Consider the following 21571-nt stretch of genomic DNA (forward strand, 5'->3'; position numbering starts at 1 on the left):
GAGCCAACTGACATGGAACGTCTGACACGCATTCTGGCCGCACTGACCCGCTGGGGTCTGGGCCTGTGCGCGTTGATTCTGGTGTTGATGGCGTTGTACGTCAGCCTCGGCCGGGAACTCGCACCGCTCGTGGCCGAATATCGCGCCGACATCGAAGACAAGGCCAGCGCCGCTCTGGGTATGCCGTTGCAGATCGGAGAGCTTGAAGGCAACTGGAGCGGATTTGCACCGATCCTGTTGGCTCACGATGTCATGGTCGGCGACGGCGCCAATGCCTTGCGCCTGGATCGGGTGCGCGCGGTGCCGGATCTGTGGGCCAGTCTGCTGGCCCGTGAAGTGCGCATCGCTCATCTTGAACTCAACGGCCTGAAGATCAGCCTAAAGGAAGGCGAGGATGGTCATTGGGCGCTGGAAGGCCTGCCGGTGCAGCAGGACCAGCCGATGGATCCCGAGCAACTGTTCAATCGCATGCAAATGGTCCAGCAACTGTCGGTGCTCGACAGTCAGGTGACCTTGCTGCCGCTGGACCAGGCGCCGCTGACGCTCACTTATGTCGGACTCAATCTCAAGACAGGTGCCAATCGGCAACGCCTCGACGCTCGGCTGACATTGCCCGACGGACACCCCGTGGCGCTGAGCCTGCGCACGCGGATTCGTCCGAGTCAGTGGCAGAACAGCGAAGTGGAAGGTTATGTCAGCCTGCCGCAGAGCGACTGGTCGAAATGGCTGCCCGAGCGCATAACCCAGCAATGGAATTTCTCCGAGATCAAGGCCGGTGGCGAGCTGTGGGTCGACTGGCGCGAGGGGGCGTTGCAGAGCGCTGCGATCCGTCTCAATGCGCCGCAATTGACCGGTGCCTACGCTGAGCGCAAGCCGATCCAGATCCACAATCTGGCGCTCAACGGCTACTTCCAGCGCGGTCCCGAGGGGGCCACTGTCACGCTTGATTCGCTGGCGATGAATGTCGGTGAAACCCGCTGGGAATCCCATGTCCAGATCAAACAGACCGCCGCCACCGACAAAACCGAAGAACTCTGGCATCTGCAGGCTGACCGCCTCGACCTGACCCCGATCACACCTTTGCTCAATGCCCTCGGACCTTTGCCCCAAGGCTTCGCCACCGTGGTCGAGCGCCTGAAAGTGACCGGCGGTCTGCGTAACGTGCTGCTGGATTTCCGTCCGAATGCCACCGACGACAGCAAATTCAGCTTCGCCGCCAACCTCGATCAAGTCGGCTTCGACGCCTACCACGGCGCGCCGGCGGCACGGAATGTCAGCGGCAGCCTTACCGGCAATCTCGGCGGCGGCGAGCTGCGCATGGACAGCAAGGATTTCGTCCTGCACCTCGATCCGATTTTCGCCAAGCCGTGGCAATACATTCAGGCCAACGCCCGGTTGACCTGGAAGCTCGACAAAGAAGGTTTCACCCTGATCGCGCCGTACCTGAAGGTGCTCGGCGAAGAGGGCAAGATTGCCGGCGATTTCCTGATCCGTCTGCATTTCGATCATACCCAGGAAGACTACATGGACCTGCGGGTCGGTCTGGTGGACGGTGATGGTCGTTACACCGCCAAGTACCTGCCCGAAGTCTTGAGCCCGGCCCTCGACGAGTGGCTGCGCACGGCGATTCTCAAAGGCTCGGTGGATCAGGGGTTCTTCCAGTACCAGGGCTCGCTGAACAAGGGGGCCGGAGACGCGGACCGCAGCATCAGCCTGTTTTTCAAGGTGCACGACGCCGAGCTGGCGTTCCAGCCAGGCTGGCCGCACGTGAGCAAGGTCAGCGGCGACGTGTTCATCGAAGACAGCGGGGTACGGATCGTCGCCAGCGAAGGCCAGTTGCTCGACACCCGGGTCAACGATGTCTTCGTCAACATCCCCCATGTGCCGAGCGGCGAGCACAGCCACCTGTTCCTCGATGGCGGGTTCGCCGGAGGCCTGGGCGACGGCCTGAAGATTCTTCAGGAAGCGCCGATCGGCACTGCCGACACTTTCGCTGGCTGGGAAGGCGATGGCGATCTGCAAGGCAAGCTCAAACTGGATGTACCGTTGGCCAAGGGCGATCAGCCGAAAATTCTTGTGGACTTCAAAACGGCCAATGCGCGATTGAAACTGGCCGAGCCGAAGCTGGAGCTTAGCCAGCTCAAGGGCGATTTCCGTTTTGACAGCACCAAGGGCCTGAGCGGCCAGAACATCAGTGCCCGGGCCTTCGACAAACCGGTCACCGCACAGATTTTCGCCGATGGCGGCCCCGGCAAGCTCAAGACTCGCGTGGCGGCGTCAGGGCAGGTCGAGGTCAAGAAACTCACGGACTGGCTGAGTGTGACTCAGCCGTTGCCGGTATCCGGGACGATTCCTTATCAGCTGCAAGTGAATCTTGACGGTGCCGACAGTCAATTGATGGTCAGTTCCAATCTGAAAGGGGTGGCGGTGGACCTGCCCGCTCCGTTCGGCCTGAACGCCAGCACCGGGCGTGACACGGTGTTCCGCATGACGCTGCAAGGGCAGGAGCGGCGCTACTGGGTCAACTACGATCAATTGGCCAACTTCACCTTTGCGGCGCCACCGAACAGTTTCGCCGATGGTCGAGGCGAGTTGTTTCTCGGTGTCGGCGAGGCGGTACTGCCTGGCAACAAAGGCTTGCGGGTGCGCGGCGTGTTATCCGAGCTGGACGTCAAACCCTGGCAGGATCTGTTGGAAAAATACGCCGGACAGGATCCCGGCGGCAGTGCCAAGCAATTGCTCAGCAGTGCGGACTTCAAGGTCGGCAAGCTCACGGCGTTCGGCACAACACTGGATCAGGCGGCGGTGCAATTGAACCGCAAGCCCGATGCCTGGGCCCTGGCGCTCGACAGTCAGCAAGCCAAAGGCACGGCGAGCTTGCCCGATGCCAAGGGCGCGCCGATTGCCGTCAATCTGCAATACGTGCGACTGCCGGCGCCGGATCCATCGGTCCAGGCCGACGAAAATTCACCGGACCCGTTAGTCTCGGTCGATCCAACCAAAATCCCGGCGCTGGACATCACCGTCAATCAGCTGTTTCTGGGGCCGGATCTGGTCGGTGGCTGGTCACTGAAAGTGCGACCGACCGCCAAAGGCATTGCCTTGAACAATCTCGATCTGGGCCTCAAAGGCATCCTGTTGCAGGGCAACGGCGGCTGGGAAGGGACGCCCGGTGCCACGACCAGTTGGTACAAGGGCCGGATCGGCGGCAAGAACCTCGCCGATGTGCTCAAGGGCTGGGGCTTTGCGCCAAGCGTGACCAGCGAAGAATTCCACATGGATGTCGACGGACGTTGGCCGGGTTCGCCGGCATGGCTGGCCACCAAGCGTTTCTCCGGCTCGCTCGATGCGTCGCTGAACAAGGGCCAGTTCGTCGAAGTCGAGGGCGGTGCCCAGGCGTTGCGAGTGTTCGGTCTGCTCAATTTCAACTCCATCGGTCGCCGGTTGCGTCTGGACTTTTCCGACCTGTTCGGCAAAGGCTTGAGCTATGACCGGGTCAAGGGATTGCTGGTAGCGAACAATGGCGTTTACGTGACGCAGGAGCCGATCAAGCTCACCGGGCCGTCGAGCAATCTGGAACTCAATGGCACGCTGGATCTGGTCGGCGATCAGGTCGACGCCAAATTGTTGGTGACCTTGCCGGTGACCAACAACCTGCCGATCGCCGCGCTGATCGTCGGTGCACCGGCGGTCGGTGGGGCGCTGTTCCTGATCGACAAGCTGATCGGTGATCGCGTGGCGCGGTTCGCCAGCGTCAAATACACCGTCAAAGGCCCGTGGAAAGAGCCGAAAATCACCTTCGACAAGCCTTTTTGAACAGCCAGCCCCTGAACCGATGGAGTAGCATGGCCGCATACCTCTTGCGGAGTGCGCCATGTCTTTAGCGGTGATTCAAATGGTCAGCCAGAGCGATGTGCTGGCCAATCTGCGCGATGCCCGACGTTTGCTCGAACAAGCGGCCAACGCTGGCGCGAAGCTGGCGGTACTGCCGGAAAACTTCGCGGCCATGGGCCGTCGCGACATCGCCGATATCGGCCGCGCCGAAGCCCTCGGTGAAGGCCCGATCCTGCCGTGGTTGAAACAGACCGCCCGCGACCTCAAATTATGGATAGTGGCCGGCACCTTGCCGTTGCCGCCCGTGGGGCAGCCCGAAGCCAAGTCCCATGCCTGCTCGTTGTTGGTAGATGATCAGGGCGAATTTGTTGCCCGCTATGACAAGTTGCACCTGTTCGATGTGGACGTGGCGGACAATCGCGGCCGTTACCGCGAATCCGATGACTATGCTTACGGCAGTGGTGTGGTCGTAGCGGATACCCCGGTCGGCCGGCTCGGCCTGACGGTGTGTTACGACCTGCGTTTCCCGGAGTTGTACAGTGAGCTGCGGGCTGCCGGGGCTGAGCTGATTACCGCGCCGTCGGCTTTCACCGCTGTGACAGGGGCGGCGCACTGGGATGTGTTGATTCGCGCACGGGCCATTGAAACCCAGTGCTATGTGCTGGCGGCCGCTCAAGGCGGGACACATCCAGGGCCGCGGGAAACCTTTGGCCACGGGGCGATTGTCGATCCGTGGGGGCGCGTGCTGGCGCAGCAGGAACAAGGCGAAGCCGTGTTGCTGGCCGAGCGTGACAGTGACGAACAGGCGTCCATCCGGGCGCGCATGCCGGTGACGAATCATCGGCGGTTTTTTTCGCAGGGCGCCCAGCGACCTGCTTCAGAACACGAATTTAAGGCGTAAAACCTATGAGCGAGTTGTTGTCCTCAGTCAGTGATCACCTGTTGGCGCCCGGCGGCGTGACGATCGAGAGCCTGCAAGGCGTGCTCGGTGATCTGGCGGGTCCAGGCATCGATGCGGCCGACCTGTATTTCCAGGGGCAGATTTCCGAGTCCTGGTCGCTGGAAGACGGCATCGTCAAGGAAGGCAGTTTCAACCTCGACCAGGGTGTCGGCGTGCGGGCCCAGTCCGGGGAGAAAACCGGTTTTGCCTACAGCAACGCGATCACCCTCGAAGCGCTCGGCGCGGCAGCCCGTGCGGCCCGTTCGATTTCCCGCGCCGGGCAGAACGGAACGGTGCAGGCGTTCAGCACCCAGGACGTCGCCCAGTTGTATGCGCCGGACAACCCGTTGGAAGTGCTGAGCCGCGCTGAAAAAGTTGAACTGCTCAAGCGTATCGACGTGGCGACTCGCGCCCTCGACCCGCGTATCCAGCAGGTCAGCGTGAGCATGGCCGGGGTCTGGGAGCGGATTCTGGTGGCTTCGACCGATGGCGGTCTGGCTGCCGACGTGCGGCCGCTGGTGCGTTTCAACGTCAGTGTGATCGTCGAGCAGAATGGCCGTCGCGAGCGTGGTGGACACGGCGGTGGCGGGCGTACCGACTACCGTTATTTTCTCGCCGAAGACCGCGCCATGGGCTATGCCCGTGAAGCGTTGCGCCAGGCGCTGGTGAATCTGGAAGCGATTCCGGCACCGGCCGGCACCTTGCCGGTGGTTCTGGGGTCGGGCTGGTCCGGTGTGCTGCTGCACGAAGCGGTCGGCCATGGTCTGGAAGGCGATTTCAACCGCAAGGGCAGTTCGGCCTACAGCGGTCGCATGGGCGAAATGGTTGCATCCAAACTTTGCACCATCGTCGATGACGGCACGTTGGCCGGTCGTCGTGGTTCCCTGAGCGTCGACGACGAAGGTACCCCGACCGAGTGCACTACGCTGATCGAAAACGGCGTGCTCAAGGGCTACATGCAGGACAAGCTCAATGCGCGCCTGATGGGCGTAGCCCGCACGGGCAACGGTCGCCGCGAATCCTACGCGCACCTGCCGATGCCGCGGATGACCAACACCTACATGCTCGGCGGCCAGAGCGATCCGGCGGAAATCATCGCGTCGGTGAAGAAAGGCATCTACTGCGCCAACCTCGGTGGCGGTCAGGTCGACATCACCAGCGGCAAGTTCGTGTTTTCCACCAGCGAGGCTTACCTGATCGAGGACGGCAAGATCACCGCGCCGGTCAAAGGCGCGACGTTGATCGGCAATGGTCCGGAAGCGATGAGCCGGGTGTCGATGGTCGGTAACGATCTGGCACTCGACAGCGGTGTGGGCACATGCGGCAAGGACGGGCAGTCGGTGCCGGTGGGTGTCGGTCAGCCGACCCTGAAAATCGATGCGATCACCGTGGGTGGCACGGGCGCATAAGAAGGGATGGAGCTTCGGGTGGCGCGCAGTGCGGCCACCCGGTGGCGAATATCAGCGCAGACCGCGTTGAGTCTCGTCCAGCTCACGGATGTACTTGAAGATCTTGCGGCTCGAGGCAGGAGGTTTGTTTTGCGCAACCTCGTGCTGGGCCTGACGGATCAGGGAACGCAGTTGCTGGCGGTCGGCGTCCGGGTAATCGACGACGAATTTCTCCAGCACGGCATCGTCACCGGCGATCAGGCGGTCACGCCAGCGTTCGAGGTTGTGGAAACGCTCGTTGTACTGACGGGTCGAGGCATCGAGTTGATCGAGCAAGGTGAGAATGGCGTCAGTGTCCTGATCGCGCATCAGTTTGCCGATGAACTGCAAGTGCCGTTTACGCGCGATGTTCGCGGTGTGCTTGGGCGCATCGGCCAGGGCCCGGCGCAAAGCGTCGGTCAATGGCAGTTTCGCCTGCAAGTCGGGCTTGAGCGTTGTAAGGCGCTCGCCAAGGTCAACCAGAGCATGCAGCTCGCGTTTGACCTGGGATTTGCTTTTTTCTCCCGTATCGAGGGAGTCGTCGTAAGAATCAACCATGGTGGCAGTCCGCAAAGAAACGCCGCCATGATAACCAGTCGGGGGCCGCTTGTCCGGCCCGGTCGCTCGAAGGCCCCAGCCGAAAGCAGAATTTGAGTGGAGATGAGCATGAGTGCAGTTGAAAGCGTCGGCCCACAGGCATTGCCGGCACTGCAGGAACAGGTCGAGCAGATCATCGCCGAAGCCAGGCGCCAGGGCGCCAGTGCCTGCGAAGTGGCGGTGTCGCTGGAGCAGGGTCTGTCAACCTCCGTGCGTCAACGTGAGGTAGAAACGGTCGAGTTCAACCGCGATCAGGGCTTTGGCATCACGTTGTACGTCGGCCAGCGCAAGGGTTCTGCCAGCACGTCTGCCACCGGGCCGGATGCGATTCGCGAGACTGTCGCCGCGGCGCTGGCGATTGCCAGGCACACCTCGGAAGATGAAGCCTCGGGGCTGGCGGATGCCGCCCTGATGGCCCGGGATATTCAGGATTTCGACCTGTTCCACCAATGGGACATCACTCCGGAGCAGGCCATCGAGAAGGCATTGCTCTGTGAAGCGGCGGCGTTCGACGCCGATGCCCGGATCAAGAATGCCGATGGCACTACGTTGAGCACTCATCAGGGCTGCCGCGTGTATGGCAACAGCCACGGTTTCATCGGCGGTTATGCTTCGACGCGACACAGCCTGAGCTGCGTGATGATCGCCGAGGCCGATGGCCAGATGCAGCGCGATTATTGGTATGACGTGAACCGCCAGGGCAGTTTGCTGGCGGATCCGGTGAGCATTGGTCAGCGTGCGGCACAGCGAGCGGCGAGCCGTCTGGGCGCGCGTCCGGTACCGACCTGCGAAGTGCCTGTACTGTTTTCGGCGGAATTGGCGGGTGGGTTGTTCGGCAGCTTCCTGTCGGCCATTTCCGGCGGCAGTCTGTACCGCAAATCGTCGTTCCTCGAAGGCACCCTGGGCCAGAAGCTGTTCCCGGAATGGCTGACCATCGACGAACGCCCGCACCTGATGCGTGCCATGGGCAGTGCCTCCTACGATGGTGACGGTCTGGCGACCTATGCCAAACCGTTCGTCGAGAAAGGCGAGCTGGTGTCGTACATCCTCGGCACCTATTCCGGTCGTAAACTCGGTATGCCGAGCACCGCCAACGCGGGCGGCGTACACAACCTGTTCGTCACTCATGGTGATGAAGACCAGGCTGCCTTGCTGCGGCGTATGGGGCGTGGCCTGCTGGTCACCGAGTTGATGGGCCATGGTTTGAACATGGTGACCGGTGATTACTCGCGCGGTGCGGCGGGTTTCTGGGTCGAGAACGGTGAGATCCAGTTCGCGGTGCAGGAAGTGACCATCGCCGGCAACATGCGCGACATGTTCAAGCAGATCGTCGCAGTCGGTAATGATCTGGAGCTGCGCAGCAACATTCGCACCGGTTCGGTGTTGATCGAGAAGATGACTGTCGCGGGCAGCTAAGTTTCCGACAGGCAAACAAAAGGCGCGCCACCCAATCCGGTGGCGCGCCTTTTTTGTGTCTGCAATTTTTTCCGGATGGACAAGGCCGCTTAAAACCTACGCTTGTTTTGGTTCTCATTATCATCTAATAATAAATCTCATTATCGAATGAGCCCAGGATCATGAGTTCTGCCTTGCACGAGCAGCCGTACCTCGAAAGCTGGCGCTGGATGAGTCGCCAGATCCGTTGCGCCATGGACCCGGACGAACCGCGCCTGATCGAGCACTACCTGGCCGAAGGCCGGTATCTGGCCTGCTGCACGGCGACCTCGCCCTGGACTGTCGCTGAAACCTCTTTCCGCCTGCTGCTCGACACGGCCACCGACATCGCTCTGCCGTGGCACTGGCGCAGTCTCTGTCTCGATCAGGCCTGGCGCCCATTGCGTGAAATGGAGCGCCTGACGCTGTGCAAATGCCGGCTCAAACGCTGGCAAAGCTACGCCTGGCAGCTCGCCACTTGCGAGTTGCAACCCTCGATTCCCCTTATTGAACTGGTGCAAGGATTTTCAGATGACCAAGACACGTATTGAGCGTGACAGCATGGGCGAACTGCAGGTGCCGGTGGACGCTCTCTACGGCGCGCAGACCCAGCGTGCAGTGGATAACTTCCCGATCAGCGGCAAACCGATGCCGACCTCGTTCATCCGTGCGCTGATTCTGGCAAAAGCCGCTGCCGCACGGGCCAACGTCGAACTCAACCAGCTCAGCGCCGCGCAAGGCAAAGCCATTAGCGATGCCGCCCAGGGTCTGCTCGAAGGCGACTTCATGCAGCATTTCCCGGTGGATATCTTCCAGACCGGTTCCGGCACCAGCTCCAACATGAACGCCAACGAAGTGATCGCCACCCTGGCCAGTCGCCTGCTCGACGATCCGGTGAACGCCAACGATCACGTCAACTGCGGGCAGAGCAGCAACGACATCATCCCGACCACCATCCACGTCAGCGCCGCACTGGCGCTGCACGAGCAGTTGCTGCCGGCCCTGCTGCATCTGGTACAAGTCATCGAGCGCAAGGCCGAACAGGTGCATCACCACGTCAAGACCGGCCGTACTCACTTGATGGACGCCATGCCGGTGCGCATGAGCCAGGTACTCAACGGTTGGGCGCAGCAGCTCAAGGCCAATATCAGTCACCTGCAGGATTTGCTGCCAAGCCTGCAATCCCTGGCTCAGGGCGGCACGGCGGTCGGCACCGGAATCAACGCGCATCCGGAATTCGCTGCGCGTTTCAGCCGCCAATTGAGCCAACTGACCAACGTGCAATTCACCCCGGGCAAGGACCTGTTCGCGCTGATCGGCTCGCAGGACACGGCCGTGGCCGTGTCGGGTCAGCTCAAGGCCACCGCCGTCTCGCTGATGAAAATCGCCAACGACCTGCGCTGGATGAACTCCGGCCCGCTCGCCGGCCTTGGCGAAATCGAACTGGAAGGCTTGCAGCCGGGCTCGTCGATCATGCCGGGCAAGGTCAATCCGGTGATTCCGGAAGCCACTGCGATGGTGGCGGCGCAAGTCATCGGCAACGATTCGGTGATCACCATCGCCGGTCAGTCAGGCAACTTTGAACTGAACGTGATGCTGCCGATCATCGCTCAGAACCTGTTGAGCAGCATCGAGTTGCTGGCCAATGCCAGCCGTCTGCTGGGTGACAAGGCCATCGCCAGTTTCAAGGTCAACGAGTCGCGCCTCAAGGAAGCGCTGTCGCGCAACCCGATTCTGGTCACAGCGCTCAACCCGATCATCGGTTACCAGAAAGCCGCGGAAATCGCCAAGCAGGCCTACAAACAGGGCCGTCCGGTGATTGACGTTGCGCTGGAACACACCGACCTGTCGCGCAGCCAGCTGGAAGAGTTGCTCAATCCCGAGAAACTCACCGCCGGCGGCGTGTAAGCACCGCAATCGCTTTGGAGGTTCACCATGGAGCACTGGAAACGCACGATCGAACGGGCCAATCGCTGCTTCATGCTGGGCGAACTGATCGACGCCCGCGAGGCCTATCTGCAAGCGCTGGCCCTGGCCCAGGTGCTGTTCGAGCGCTGGGGCGATGCCGACGAAGCGGTAGCGGCCTGCGTTATTTCCCATCACAACCTGGCCGACCTGCATCTGCGCCTGAACCAGCCGGAGGAGAGCGCCGAATACCTGTGCGCGATCCACCAGCGCCTGTTGCAGGCCATGCAGGATGAGCGTCTGCGCCCGGCGCTGCGTGAAGCGGCGCTGCGCCAGAGCAGCAAGACCTATGTCGAGCTGCTCAACTTCATCAGCGAGCACGGCGAATACCCGCGCACCCAGCGTCTGCTGCACCCGGATACCGGCAACGCACGCCGCGTGCCTGCTCAATATCACCATGGAGTCCACTGATATGGCTTTTACCCTGCCAGCACTGCCTTATGCCTACGACGCACTGGAACCGCACATCGATGCGCAGACCATGGAGATTCATTACACCAAGCATCACCAGACCTACATCAACAACCTGAACGCCGCAGTCGAGGGCACTGAATACGCCGAGTGGCCGGTGGAAAAGCTGGTGGCCAGCGTTCAGCAACTGCCGGAAACGTTGCGTGCGGCGGTCATCAACCAGGGTGGGGGGCATGCCAACCATTCGCTGTTCTGGGAAGTGATGGTGCCCAACGGTGGGGGCAAGCCGAACGGAGCGCTGGCCAGGGCGATCGATGAGCAACTGGGTGGTCTCGACAGCTTCAAGGAAGCCTTCACCAAAGCTGCGCTGACCCGCTTCGGCAGCGGCTGGGCGTGGCTCAGTGTCACTGCGGACAAGAAGCTGGTGGTGGAAAGCAGCGGTAACCAGGACAGCCCGCTGATGAGCGGCCACACGCCGATTCTCGGACTCGACGTGTGGGAACACGCCTACTACCTGCGTTATCAGAATCGCCGCCCGGAATACATCAGCGCGTTCTACAACGTGATCAATTGGCCTGAAGTCGCTGCGCGTTATCAGGCTGCGCTGGTTTAGGTCGTCTATAAAACACTCCAGGGCTGACTATGGGCACTGAAACACTGGCGATCGGAAGTGGGCGTATGTTCCGTTACGCATTCGGGGCGCTGCTGCTGTTGGCGGGCATGACCTTGCTGGTGGCTCACGGACTCGAATGGCTGAGCCTGGAGCCGAAACTGTCCCGGGCATTGCAGGGCGGTGCGATCTGCGCTCTTGGTACGGCACTCGGGGCGGTTCCGGTGCTGGTGATCCGCAACATGCCTCAGGTGTTAGGCGATACGCTGTTGGGGTTTGGCGCTGGCGTGATGCTGGCGGCGACCGCGTTTTCGCTGATCGTGCCGGGGATTGCCGCCGCAGAAGGCCTGGGGCTGAGCCCTTGGGGCGCCAGTGGTCTGATCTGTTTCGGCATCATGCTCGGTGCTTTCGGCCTGTATCTGGTGGACCGCAAGTTGTCCGGCGCGTCACCGGAGATGCTGATCGGCAGTGTCGAGCATCCGGTGATTCCCCCGCGGATCTGGCTGTTCGTGTTTGCCATCATTGCCCATAACATTCCGGAAGGCATGGCCGTCGGCGTCAGCGCTGGCGGCGGCATGCAGGACGCTGACAGCCTGGCGATGGGTATCGCCTTGCAGGACGTGCCGGAAGGGCTGGTGATTGCGCTGGTGCTGGCCGGGGCAGGGATGTCGCGGGTCAATGCGTTTCTGATCGGGGCGGCCTCAGGTCTGGTCGAACCGGTGTTCGCCCTGCTGTGTGCGTGGCTGGTCAGCCTGGCGGAATTGTTGTTGCCCCTGGGATTGGCGCTGGCGGCCGGGGCAATGTTGCTGGTGGTGACCCACGAAGTGATCCCGGAGTCGCGACGCAATGGTCACGACAAGCTGGCGAGTCTGGGATTGCTGATGGGTTTCTGTCTGATGATGGTGATGGATACGGCGTTGGGATAAGTATGGCGAGAGAGACCGCTCTCGCCACAATGGACTTTCAGCCGCCTTCGTCGAAGTAGTTGTTGATCAGGGCGACGAGTGCATCCATGGCTTCCTGTTCCTGATGACCCTCGGTACTCAGGTAGATTTTGGTGCCCTTGCCGGCCGCGAGCATCATCATCGCCATGATGCTTTTGCCATCAACCGTGGTTTCGGGGGTGCGACCTACTCTGATCGTGCAGTCGGGATACTGACCCGCCACGCCCACGAACTTTGCCGACGCCCGGGCATGCAGTCCCAGTTTGTTGATGATTTCGATTTCCAGAGCAGGCATCGCGGTGTGAATCCTTTAGCTGAGGTCGCGGTGGCGGACCTGGACGTTTTTCAGGGTTTTCTGCAGGGCCTGACCCAGACGTTCGGTCAGGTAGACGGAGCGGTGATGCCCGCCGGTGCAGCCAATGGCAATGGTCACGTAGGCACGATTGCTCGCAGCGAAGCGCGGCAGCCATTTGAACAGATAGGCGTAGATGTCCTGAAACATCTCTTCGACTTCCGGCTGCGCCGCCAGGTACTCGGCCACCGGCTCATCGAGCCCGGACTGTGCGCGCAGCTCGGGTTTCCAGTACGGGTTGGGCAGGCAGCGTACATCGAACACCAGATCCGCATCCACCGGCATGCCGCGTTTGAAACCGAACGACTCCACCAGAAATGCCGTGCCCGGCTCAGGCTGGTTCAGCAGCCGCAGCTTGATGGTGTCGCGCAACTGATACAGGTTCAGATTGGTGGTATTGACCTTCAGGTCGGCCAGATCGGCGATGGGGCCCAGCAGGGCGGTTTCATCGTCGATTGCCTCGGCCAGCGAACGGTTGGCGCTGCTCAGCGGGTGACGGCGACGGGTTTCCGAGAAACGCTTGAGCAGGGTTTCTTCGTCGGCGTCCAGGTACAGGACGTCGCACTGGATGTGTCGACTGCGAACTTCTTCAAGCAACTCCGGGAAGCGCGAGAGGTGGCTTGGCAGGTTGCGTGCATCGATCGACACCGCGACCAGTGGTTGAGACAGTTCAGTATGAATCAGCGCGCGCTCCGCCAACTCTGGCAACAGGCCGGCCGGCAGATTGTCGATGCAGTAGTAACCGTTGTCCTCAAGGACATCCAGTGCGGTGCTTTTGCCCGAGCCGGAACGGCCACTGACGATGATCAAGCGCATGTTTAGTGCCCGTTTTGCTCGTCCAGGACAACCTGATACAAGGCTTCGTTAGTCGTGGCGCGACGCAGTTTCTCGCGCACTTCCTTGCGGTCGAGCATGCTGGCGATCTGGCGCAGCAGCTCCAGGTGCGCATCGGTGGCAGCTTCCGGGACCAGCAACACGAACAGCAGGTCGACCGGTGCGCCATCGATGGCATCGAAATCTATTGGGGCTTCCAGGTGCATCAAGGCACTGATGGGCGATTCACAGCCCTTGAGGCGACAGTGGGGAATGGCGATGCCGTTGCCAAAACCCGTCGAGCCGAGTTTTTCACGGGCAATCAGCGCCTCGAAGACATCTTGCATCTCCAGATCCGGGACTTCCCGGGCGATCAGGTTGGCAATTTGTTCGAGGGCTTTCTTTTTACTGCCGCCCGGCACGTTCACCAGGGAACGGCCGGGGGTCAGGATGCTTTCAAGTCGGATCATGGGGGTGGGGGTTATCGACCGGTAGCGCCCTGGAGCAGGCTCTGGGTCTTTTCCTTATGCTTTTTGAGTTGTTTATCAAGCTTGTCGGTCAGCGCGTCGATCGCTGCGTACATATCGGTATGTTCCGCGTTTGCGACGACCTCGTTGCCGGGAATATGCAGCGTGGCTTCGATTTTCTGCTTCAGCTTTTCGACGCACATCGTGACTTGCACGTTGGTGATCTTGTCGAAATGTCCCTCAAGCCTCTTGAGCTTTTGCTCAACGTACTCACGGAGAGGTTGGGTAACTTCCAGTTGGTGTCCACTGATGTTGACTTGCATACAGCTTCTCCTTCGTTGCCAGTGCATAAAGCGGCAGGCCGAAGAGCCTGCCACTGGAACGCTGTAACGTGGCTTACATCAACCGCTTGCGTTCGCTCGAAGGCGCGATTCCCAGGGATTCGCGGTACTTGGCGACGGTGCGGCGAGCCACCTGAATGCCTTGTGCCTCCAGTAAACCAGCGATCTTGCTGTCACTCAACGGCTTTTTCTGATTTTCCGCGGCGACCAGTTTCTTGATGATCGCGCGGATCGCCGTGGACGAGCATTCGCCGCCTTCGGAGGTGCTGACATGGCTGGAGAAAAAGTATTTCAGTTCATATATGCCCCGCGGGGTATGCATGAATTTTTGCGTGGTCACCCGGGAAATCGTCGACTCGTGCATACCCACCGCTTCAGCGATGTCGTGCAGCACCAGTGGCTTCATGGCTTCGTCGCCGTACTCCAGGAATCCGCGCTGATGTTCGACGATCTGAGTGGCTACCTTCATCAGGGTTTCGTTGCGACTCTGCAGACTCTTGATGAACCAGCGGGCTTCCTGCAACTGATTGCGCATGAAGGTATTGTCGGCGCTGGTGTCGGCGCGGCGCACGAAACCGGCGTATTGGGCATTGACCCGCAGGCGTGGCACGGATTCCTGGTTCAGCTCGACGAGCCAGCGCTCGTTGTCCTTGCGCACTATCACGTCGGGTACCACGTATTCGGCCTCGGTGGACTCGATTTGCGAGCCGGGGCGCGGGTTGAGGCTCTGGACCAGTTCGATGACCTGGCGCAGTTCATCTTCCTTGAGCTTCATGCGCCGCATCAACTGGCTGTAGTCGCGGCTGCCGAGCAGGTCGATGTAATCGGTGACCAGACGCTTGGCTTCCGCCAGCCAGGGGGTCTTGGTCGATAGCTGGCGCAATTGCAGCAGCAGGCATTCACTCAGGTTGCGGGCGCCGATGCCGGCGGGTTCAAACTGCTGGATGCGGTGCAGGACGGCTTCGATCTCGTCCAGCTCGATGTCGAGTTCCGGATCAAATGCGTCGAGAATTTCTTCGAGGGTTTCGTCGAGGTAGCCCTGATTGTTGATGCAGTCGATCAGGGTGACAGCGATCAGGCGGTCGGTGTCGGACATCGGCGCCAGGTTCAGTTGCCACAGCAAGTGGCTTTGCAGGCTTTCACCGGCAGAGGTGCGGGTGGTGAAATCCCACTCGTCGTCATCGCTGCTGGGCAGGCTGCTGGCGCTGGTCTGGTAGACATCTTCCCAGGCGGTGTCCACAGGGAGTTCGTTGGGGATGCGCTCGTTCCATTCGCCGTCCTCGAGATTGTCGACCGTCGGCGCGGTTTCCTGATAGGAAGGTTCCTGGATCTCGGTGTTGGGTTTCTGTTCGGCGTTGTCGGCCAGCGGGTCGGAATTGTCGAAGTCGTCGCCGTCTTCCTGGCGTTCGAGCATCGGGTTGGATTCCAGCGCCTCCTGGATTTCCTGTTGCAGATCCAGGGTCGACAATTGGAGCAGGCGGATGGCCTGTTGCAGCTGCGGTGTCATCGTCAGCTGCTGGCCCATTCTCAAGACTAGCGATGGTTTCATGGCAGGGGCTTAACACCTTATTCGCCGGCGCTATGCGCCATCCACTACAGGGCGCCGGAGCGCCAAACTTAAGCAAATTATATGCCTGAAACTGTCGTGTTTGCCTAGAGCGCTGTAACAATAAAAGCCTATAAAAATGCGCTTCAACGTTACAGCACCCGGACGGCCGCTCGAATACCTTCGCGCTTACAGGCGGAACTCGTGACCCAGGTACACTTCCTTCACCAGATCGTTGGCGAGGATGGTCGCGGAGTCGCCTTCGGCAATCAGTTGGCCGTCGTTGACGATGTAGGCTGTTTCGCAAATATCCAGCGTCTCACGGACGTTGTGGTCGGTGATCAGCACACCGATGCCCTTGGCCTTGAGGTGGTGGATGATCTGCTTGATGTCGCCCACGGAGATCGGGTCGACACCGGCGAATGGTTCGTCGAGCAGAATGAACTTCGGCGCCGTAGCCAGTGCGCGAGCGATCTCCACGCGGCGGCGCTCACCACCGGACAGGCTCATGCCGAGGTTGTCGCGAATGTGGCTGATGTGGAATTCCTGCAGCAGGCTTTCCAGCTCCTTGCGACGACCGGCCTTGTCGAGCTCCTGACGGGTCTCGAGGATGGCCATGATGTTGTCGGCGACCGACAGTTTGCGAAAGATCGACGCTTCCTGCGGCAGATAACCGATACCGGCTTTTGCGCGACCGTGCATGGGCTGGTGACTTACGTCCAGGTCGTCGATCAGTACGCGACCCTGATCGGCCTGAACCAGGCCGACGATCATGTAGAAGCACGTGGTCTTGCCGGCGCCGTTCGGGCCGAGCAGACCGACGATCTGACCGCTGTCAATCGACAGGCTGACGTCGCGCACGACCTGGCGGCTTTTATAAGCCTTGGCCAGGTGCTGAGCTTTCAGAGTTGCCATTACTGGGTTTTCTCGTCGGTTTTCTTCTTCGGCTGGATCACCATGTCGATGCGCGGACGCGCTTCGGTGACCTTGCTGCCAGTGGCTCGACCGGCGCTGGCCAGTTTTTTCACCGTGTCATAGACGATTTTCTCGCCCTGAGTGGTGTTGTTGTCCTTGTCGACGACTTTTGCCTTGTCGATCAGCACGACGCGGTTCTGCGCAGCGTGGTACTGAATCGTCACGCCCCAGCCCTGGACGGGTTTGGCATCACCGGCAGTCTGCAGCTGCTCGAAGTAGGCGAGGTTGCCCACCGAAGTCACGACGTCGATGTCACCGTTAGGCGCACGGGTCATGGTCACGGTGTTGCCTTTGACGATCATCGAACCCTGGGTGATGATCACATCGCCCTTATAGGTCGCGATGCCATTCTTGTCATCGAGCTGAGCGTCGTCAGCCTGGATGCGGATCGGTTGCTGACTATCGTTCGGCAGAGCCCAGGCGCTCACGCTTCCCAGTGCTGCGCCCAGACTGAGCAAAATAGGGAGGGTTTTAACGAGCCTCATACTGTCCTCTTACGTTCGATAGCAGGTGTATCCTGCTTTCCTTCAAATACGCTTTCATTCCCACGCCGGTCGATACACCGCCAGCGCCGTCGATTCTAACGGGTTGCTGGGTCTGCGCATATTGCTGCTGAGGGAACACCGTCATTCGGGTGCTGGTGATCAGGGTGTCGCGGTTCTTTTCGTCGGTACGCTTGATCCGGACCGAGTCGATCAGTTCGACTTCGGTGCCTCCGGAGTTCACTTCGCCGCGCTCGCTGGTCACGTGCCACGGGAAGTCGGTGCCGCGGTACATGTTCAGGTCGGGCTGTGTGACCAGTGTAATGTCGGTCGCCTTGACGTGCTCGGCCTTCTCGGACGTCATTTCGTACTGCACCTTGCCATCTTCCAGATACTGCAAGGTGTGGGTGTTGGTCGCGTACCAGTCGATCGGGCTTTCTGCTGCGGAGACAGGAGGCTTGTCGAGGAAGCGTTCCGGGCTGATGTTCCAGTAGCCGACTGCGCCGAAAATCGCAGCGATGCAACCGAACAGCAGTATGTTGCGAAATTTTTTGCTAAACATGGTTTGACTCACAGGTACGCGTTGTTGGCGGCATCGAGGCTGCCCTGGGCGCGCAGGATCAGTTCGCAGAATTCGCGGGCGGCACCTTCGCCGCCGCGGGCCTGAGTGACGCCGTGAGCGTGCTCGCGCACAAAGGCCGCGGCGTTGGCTACAGCCATGCCGAGTCCCACTCGACGGATCACCGGCAGGTCGGGCAAGTCGTCGCCGAGGTAAGCCACTTGTTCATAGCTTAGGCCCAGTTGCTCCAGAAGACCGTCGAGAACCACCAGTTTGTCTTCACGACCCTGAAACAGGTGCGGGATACCCAGGTTCTTTGCCCGACGCTCGACCACCGGAGTCTTGCGACCGCTGATAATGGCGGTCTGTACGCCGGCGTTCATCAACATCTTGATGCCCTGGCCATCGAGGGTATTGAACGTCTTGAATTCGCTACCGTCTTCAAGGAAGTACAGGCGCCCGTCGGTGAGAACACCGTCGACGTCGAAAACCGCCAGTTTGATGGCTTTGCCGCGTTGCAGCAGATCGTTGCTCATTTACATCACTCCTGCGCGCAGCAGGTCGGAGAGGTTGAAGGCGCCGATCGGGCGATCGTCCTCGTCCACGACGACAAGTGCGTTGATTCGATGGTCTTCCATGATTTTAAGGGCTTCGGCAGCGAGCATTTCGGCGCGGGCGGTCTTGCCATGTACGGTCATCACCTGGTCGATGGTCGCGCTGTGTACATCAATGCTGCGATCCAGCGTGCGGCGCAGGTCGCCGTCGGTGAAGATCCCGGCAAGCCTGCCGTCGGCTTCGAGAATGACGGTCATGCCCAGACCCTTGCGGGTCATTTCCATCAGGGCGTCCTTGAGCAGGGTGCCGCGCTGTACCTGCGGCAGCTCTTGACCTGCGTGCATGACGTTTTCCACTTTCAGCAGCAGGCGACGGCCGAGTGCGCCACCCGGGTGGGAAAAGGCGAAATCTTCGGCGGTGAAGCCGCGGGCTTCCAGCAACGCGACGGCCAGGGCATCGCCCATGACCAGGGCGGCAGTGGTCGAGGAGGTCGGCGCCAGGTTCAGCGGGCAGGCTTCGTGCTCGACGTGAACGTTGAGATTGACCTCTGCGGCTTTGGCCAGTGGCGATTGCGGGTTGCCGGTCACGCTGATCAGCTGGATGCCCAGGCGCTTGATCAGCGGCAGCAGGGTAACAATCTCGTTGGTGGAGCCGGAGTTCGACAGGGCCAGAATCACGTCATCACGGGTGATCATGCCCATGTCGCCGTGACTGGCTTCGGCCGGGTGCACGAAAAATGCCGGGGTGCCGGTGCTGGCCAGGGTCGCGGCAATCTTGTTGCCGATGTGCCCGGATTTGCCCATGCCGACCACGACTACACGGCCCTTGCTGGCCAGAATCATCTCGCAAGCGCGTACGAAATCGGCGTCGATATGGGGCAACAAGCCTTGTACGGCTTCCACTTCGAGGCGGATGGTGCGTTGTGCCGATTGAATCAGGTCGCTGGTTTGGCTCATGTCAGAAATCGTATAGCCCGATGAAAAGGCGGCGATTATAGCGGTTATGTTGAAAAGCCTCACGCAAGTTCGTCGTGCTTTGTCATTCCTTGTTAACAAAAGCCTTCAGTTAAACGCTTGCGGCCTGTCATATCGCTGAACGTGGCCGGGGAGAGGCCTTGGGCGCTTGCCCTTTGCAGTGATATAGTTCGCCGCCAGTTCGGCCTGCCCGGGATGTAAGGGCTTTCTCCAGAAAGCCAGGCGTCCGAGTGAGAGGCTGCATCGCAAGGAGTTTAGATGAGTGCCGATAACGCCTACGCGGTCGAGCTGAAGGGAGTCTCCTTCAAGCGCGGTGCGCGGAGCATTTTCAATAACGTCGATATCCGCATCCCGCGCGGCAAGGTCACCGGAATCATGGGGCCTTCCGGGTGTGGCAAGACTACGCTGCTGCGCCTGATGGGGGCCCAGTTGCGTCCATCGAAGGGCGAGGTCTGGGTCAATGGCCAGAACCTGCCTGCGCTGTCGCGCAGCGATCTGTTCGACGCGCGCAAGCACATGGGCGTGCTGTTTCAGAGCGGCGCCCTGTTCACTGATCTCGACGTGTTCGAGAACGTCGCCTTTCCCCTGCGCGTTCATACCGAGTTGCCGGAAGAAATGATCCGCGACATCGTCCTGCTGAAATTGCAGGCCGTGGGTCTGCGGGGGGCCATCGAGCTGATGCCCGATGAGCTGTCCGGTGGCATGAAGCGTCGCGTGGCTCTGGCCCGGGCGATTGCACTTGATCCGCAGATTCTCATGTACGACGAACCGTTCGTCGGCCAGGACCCGATCGCCATGGGCGTTCTGGTGCGCCTGATTCGCCTGCTCAACGATGCATTGGGGATCACCAGTATCGTGGTTTCCCACGATCTCGCCGAAACGGCGAGCATTGCCGATTACATTTATGTCGTGGGCGATGGTCAGGTGCTGGGGCAGGGCACGCCGGATGAGCTGATGAACTCGGACGAGCCGCGAATCCGTCAATTCATGACCGGTGATCCCGACGGGCCGGTGCCATATCATTTTCCAGCGACGGATTACCGCGCAGATCTTCTGGGGAAGCGCCGCTGATGCGCAGAATTACATTAATGGAGCGTGTGCGTCGGTTTGGCCAGGCGGGGATCGACACCGTCGCGGTATTCGGGCGTTCGACCCTGTTCCTGTTTCATGCCTTGCTCGGTCGAGGCGGCATCGGTGGCAGCTTTGGCCTGCTGGTCAAGCAACTGCATTCGGTCGGTGTGATGTCGCTGGTGATCATTGTGGTCTCCGGGATTTTTATCGGCATGGTGCTGGCGCTGCAGGGGTTCAACATCCTGTCGAGCTATGGCTCGGAGCAGGCGGTGGGGCAGATGGTTGCCTTGACCCTGCTGCGTGAGCTGGGACCGGTGGTGACGGCGCTGCTGTTCGCCGGTCGTGCCGGTTCGGCACTGACGGCGGAAATCGGCAACATGAAGTCCACCGAGCAGTTGTCCAGCCTGGAAATGATCGGTGTCGATCCACTCAAGTACATCATTGCTCCGCGCCTGTGGGCCGGTTTCATTTCCCTGCCGGTGCTGGCGATGATCTTCAGCGTGGTCGGCATCTGGGGCGGTTCCTGGGTCGCGGTCGACTGGCTGGGCGTCTATGAAGGCTCCTACTGGGCGAACATGCAGAACAGCGTGAACTTCTCCAGCGATGTGCTCAATGGCGTGATCAAAAGTATCGTATTCGCCTTTGTCGTGACCTGGATCGCCGTATTCCAAGGCTACGACTGTGAACCCACTTCCGAGGGAATCAGTCGTGCCACCACCAAGACCGTAGTGTTTGCCTCGCTGGCAGTGCTGGGCCTGGACTTTATTCTGACCGCTTTGATGTTTGGAGATTTCTGATGCAAAACCGCACCCTGGAAATCGGTGTCGGCCTGTTCCTGCTGGCAGGGATCCTGGCCTTGTTGCTGCTTGCCCTGCGGGTCAGTGGCCTGTCTCCGACTTCGACCACCGATACCTACAAGCTATATGCCTACTTCGACAATATCGCCGGTTTGACGGTCAGAGCCAAAGTGACCATGGCCGGTGTGACCATCGGCAAGGTCACGGCGATCGATCTGGACCGCGACAGCTTCACCGGCCGCGTTACTCTGTTGGTAGACAAGAAGGTCGACAACCTGCCGACCGACTCCACAGCGTCTATCCTGACCGCTGGCCTGTTGGGCGAGAAGTACATCGGTATCAGCGTGGGCGGGGAAGACACCCGGCTCAAGGATGGTGGAACCATTCACGACACCCAGTCGTCACTGGTACTGGAAGACCTGATCGGTAAATTCCTGCTCAATACCGTTAGCAAAGACGCCAAATGAGGAGCTTTTG

23 protein-coding genes are annotated in these 21571 nt (G+C 60.5%); 12 read left to right on the plus strand and 11 right to left on the minus strand.

All coding sequences use genetic code 11. The annotated features are described in order from the left end of the window. Positions 1-12 precede the first annotated feature (12 nt). From J5M72_RS08905 to tldD, 3 genes are read left to right on the plus strand one after another with little or no spacing between them, the layout of a single operon-like run. Positions 13-3816 carry a YhdP family protein gene (locus J5M72_RS08905; RefSeq protein ID WP_207865228.1) on the plus strand — a complete coding sequence of 1268 codons (3804 nt, stop codon included), beginning with the start codon at positions 13-15 and terminating at the stop codon, positions 3814-3816. A 58-nt stretch (positions 3817-3874) separates the two neighbouring features. Further along, on the plus strand, positions 3875-4735 hold the full coding sequence (locus J5M72_RS08910; RefSeq protein ID WP_207865230.1) for a carbon-nitrogen hydrolase family protein: 861 nt from the start codon (positions 3875-3877) through the stop codon (positions 4733-4735). Between the two features lie 5 nt (positions 4736-4740). After that, the gene (gene tldD, locus J5M72_RS08915; RefSeq protein WP_085711794.1) at positions 4741-6183 is read left to right on the plus strand and encodes a metalloprotease TldD; all 1443 of its coding nucleotides are present in this window, start codon (positions 4741-4743) and stop codon (positions 6181-6183) included. A 51-nt stretch (positions 6184-6234) separates the two neighbouring features. Here the strand turns inward: tldD and yjgA are convergent, their stop codons facing one another. After that, positions 6235-6759, minus strand: a complete 525-nt coding sequence (yjgA, locus tag J5M72_RS08920; RefSeq protein WP_007953598.1) for a ribosome biogenesis factor YjgA — start codon at positions 6757-6759, stop codon at positions 6235-6237. A 102-nt stretch (positions 6760-6861) separates the two neighbouring features. Between yjgA and pmbA the strand changes: the two genes are divergently transcribed. The 6 genes from pmbA (at position 6862) to J5M72_RS08950 (ending at position 12144) form a co-directional block, all read left to right on the plus strand. Beyond that, positions 6862-8214: a metalloprotease PmbA gene (pmbA, locus tag J5M72_RS08925; protein WP_169428862.1), complete on the plus strand. Its 1353-nt coding sequence runs from the start codon at positions 6862-6864 to the stop codon at positions 8212-8214. A 161-nt stretch (positions 8215-8375) separates the two neighbouring features. After that, positions 8376-8783, plus strand: a complete 408-nt coding sequence (locus J5M72_RS08930; RefSeq protein ID WP_169428863.1) for a FagA protein — start codon at positions 8376-8378, stop codon at positions 8781-8783. Further along, a complete protein-coding gene (locus tag J5M72_RS08935) occupies positions 8764-10140 on the plus strand; it encodes a class II fumarate hydratase (protein WP_207865232.1) in 1377 nt (458 codons plus the stop codon). The genes J5M72_RS08930 and J5M72_RS08935 overlap by 20 nt, the downstream gene beginning before the upstream one ends. Positions 10141-10167: 27 nt before the next feature. Further along, positions 10168-10608, plus strand: a complete 441-nt coding sequence (locus J5M72_RS08940) for a hypothetical protein (protein ID WP_207865234.1) — start codon at positions 10168-10170, stop codon at positions 10606-10608. A 1-nt stretch (position 10609) separates the two neighbouring features. Then, on the plus strand, positions 10610-11221 hold the full coding sequence (locus J5M72_RS08945) for a superoxide dismutase (RefSeq protein ID WP_169432594.1): 612 nt from the start codon (positions 10610-10612) through the stop codon (positions 11219-11221). A 29-nt stretch (positions 11222-11250) separates the two neighbouring features. Continuing rightward, the gene (locus J5M72_RS08950; RefSeq protein WP_207865236.1) at positions 11251-12144 is read left to right on the plus strand and encodes a ZIP family metal transporter; all 894 of its coding nucleotides are present in this window, start codon (positions 11251-11253) and stop codon (positions 12142-12144) included. 37 nt (positions 12145-12181) lie between these two features. Here the strand turns inward: J5M72_RS08950 and J5M72_RS08955 are convergent, their stop codons facing one another. The 10 genes from J5M72_RS08955 to J5M72_RS09000 all read right to left on the minus strand — a co-directional run bounded on the left by J5M72_RS08955 (position 12182) and on the right by J5M72_RS09000 (position 19208). After that, the gene (locus J5M72_RS08955) at positions 12182-12457 is read right to left on the minus strand and encodes an HPr family phosphocarrier protein (RefSeq protein WP_169428867.1); all 276 of its coding nucleotides are present in this window, start codon (positions 12455-12457) and stop codon (positions 12182-12184) included. A 15-nt stretch (positions 12458-12472) separates the two neighbouring features. Continuing rightward, positions 12473-13330, minus strand: a complete 858-nt coding sequence (gene rapZ, locus J5M72_RS08960; protein WP_169428868.1) for an RNase adapter RapZ — start codon at positions 13328-13330, stop codon at positions 12473-12475. Positions 13331-13332: 2 nt separating this feature from the next. Next, positions 13333-13797, minus strand: coding sequence for a PTS IIA-like nitrogen regulatory protein PtsN (gene ptsN / locus J5M72_RS08965; protein ID WP_169428869.1), 465 nt, complete (start codon positions 13795-13797; stop codon positions 13333-13335). A gap of 11 nt (positions 13798-13808) precedes the next feature. Continuing rightward, on the minus strand, positions 13809-14117 hold the full coding sequence (gene raiA, locus J5M72_RS08970) for a ribosome-associated translation inhibitor RaiA (RefSeq protein ID WP_007953578.1): 309 nt from the start codon (positions 14115-14117) through the stop codon (positions 13809-13811). A gap of 73 nt (positions 14118-14190) precedes the next feature. After that, positions 14191-15684: an RNA polymerase factor sigma-54 gene (locus J5M72_RS08975; protein ID WP_169428870.1), complete on the minus strand. Its 1494-nt coding sequence runs from the start codon at positions 15682-15684 to the stop codon at positions 14191-14193. A gap of 186 nt (positions 15685-15870) precedes the next feature. Beyond that, positions 15871-16596: an LPS export ABC transporter ATP-binding protein gene (lptB, locus tag J5M72_RS08980; RefSeq protein WP_007953572.1), complete on the minus strand. Its 726-nt coding sequence runs from the start codon at positions 16594-16596 to the stop codon at positions 15871-15873. Further along, positions 16596-17141 (minus strand): lipopolysaccharide transport periplasmic protein LptA, encoded by a 546-nt coding sequence (gene lptA / locus J5M72_RS08985; RefSeq protein WP_169428871.1) that lies wholly within the window; start codon positions 17139-17141, stop codon positions 16596-16598. The genes lptB and lptA overlap by 1 nt, the downstream gene beginning before the upstream one ends. Further along, entirely contained in the window at positions 17128-17700 is a 573-nt protein-coding gene (lptC, locus tag J5M72_RS08990) for an LPS export ABC transporter periplasmic protein LptC (RefSeq protein WP_207865333.1), read from the minus strand. Before lptC ends, lptA begins: the two co-directional genes overlap by 14 nt. Positions 17701-17708: 8 nt before the next feature. Next, entirely contained in the window at positions 17709-18233 is a 525-nt protein-coding gene (locus J5M72_RS08995; RefSeq protein ID WP_007953567.1) for an HAD family hydrolase, read from the minus strand. Next, complete coding sequence (locus tag J5M72_RS09000; RefSeq protein ID WP_169428873.1) at positions 18234-19208, minus strand: KpsF/GutQ family sugar-phosphate isomerase; 975 nt, start codon at positions 19206-19208, stop codon at positions 18234-18236. Positions 19209-19484: 276 nt separating this feature from the next. On the opposite strand from J5M72_RS09000, the gene J5M72_RS09005 reads away from it, so the two are divergent. Genes J5M72_RS09005 through mlaD form a run of 3 tightly spaced genes read left to right on the plus strand, consistent with a single transcriptional unit; the run spans position 19485 to position 21561 of the window. Continuing rightward, positions 19485-20297 (plus strand): ATP-binding cassette domain-containing protein, encoded by an 813-nt coding sequence (locus J5M72_RS09005; protein WP_169428874.1) that lies wholly within the window; start codon positions 19485-19487, stop codon positions 20295-20297. Then, positions 20297-21094: a lipid asymmetry maintenance ABC transporter permease subunit MlaE gene (gene mlaE / locus J5M72_RS09010; RefSeq protein WP_065260854.1), complete on the plus strand. Its 798-nt coding sequence runs from the start codon at positions 20297-20299 to the stop codon at positions 21092-21094. The genes J5M72_RS09005 and mlaE overlap by 1 nt, the downstream gene beginning before the upstream one ends. Then, the gene (gene mlaD, locus J5M72_RS09015; RefSeq protein WP_169428876.1) at positions 21094-21561 is read left to right on the plus strand and encodes an outer membrane lipid asymmetry maintenance protein MlaD; all 468 of its coding nucleotides are present in this window, start codon (positions 21094-21096) and stop codon (positions 21559-21561) included. Before mlaE ends, mlaD begins: the two co-directional genes overlap by 1 nt. Positions 21562-21571: the final 10 nt, after the last annotated feature.

This window comes from Pseudomonas sp. 58(2021), assembly GCF_017491585.1.
GTDB classification, from domain to species: Bacteria; Pseudomonadota; Gammaproteobacteria; order Pseudomonadales; family Pseudomonadaceae; genus Aquipseudomonas; species Aquipseudomonas fluorescens_BT.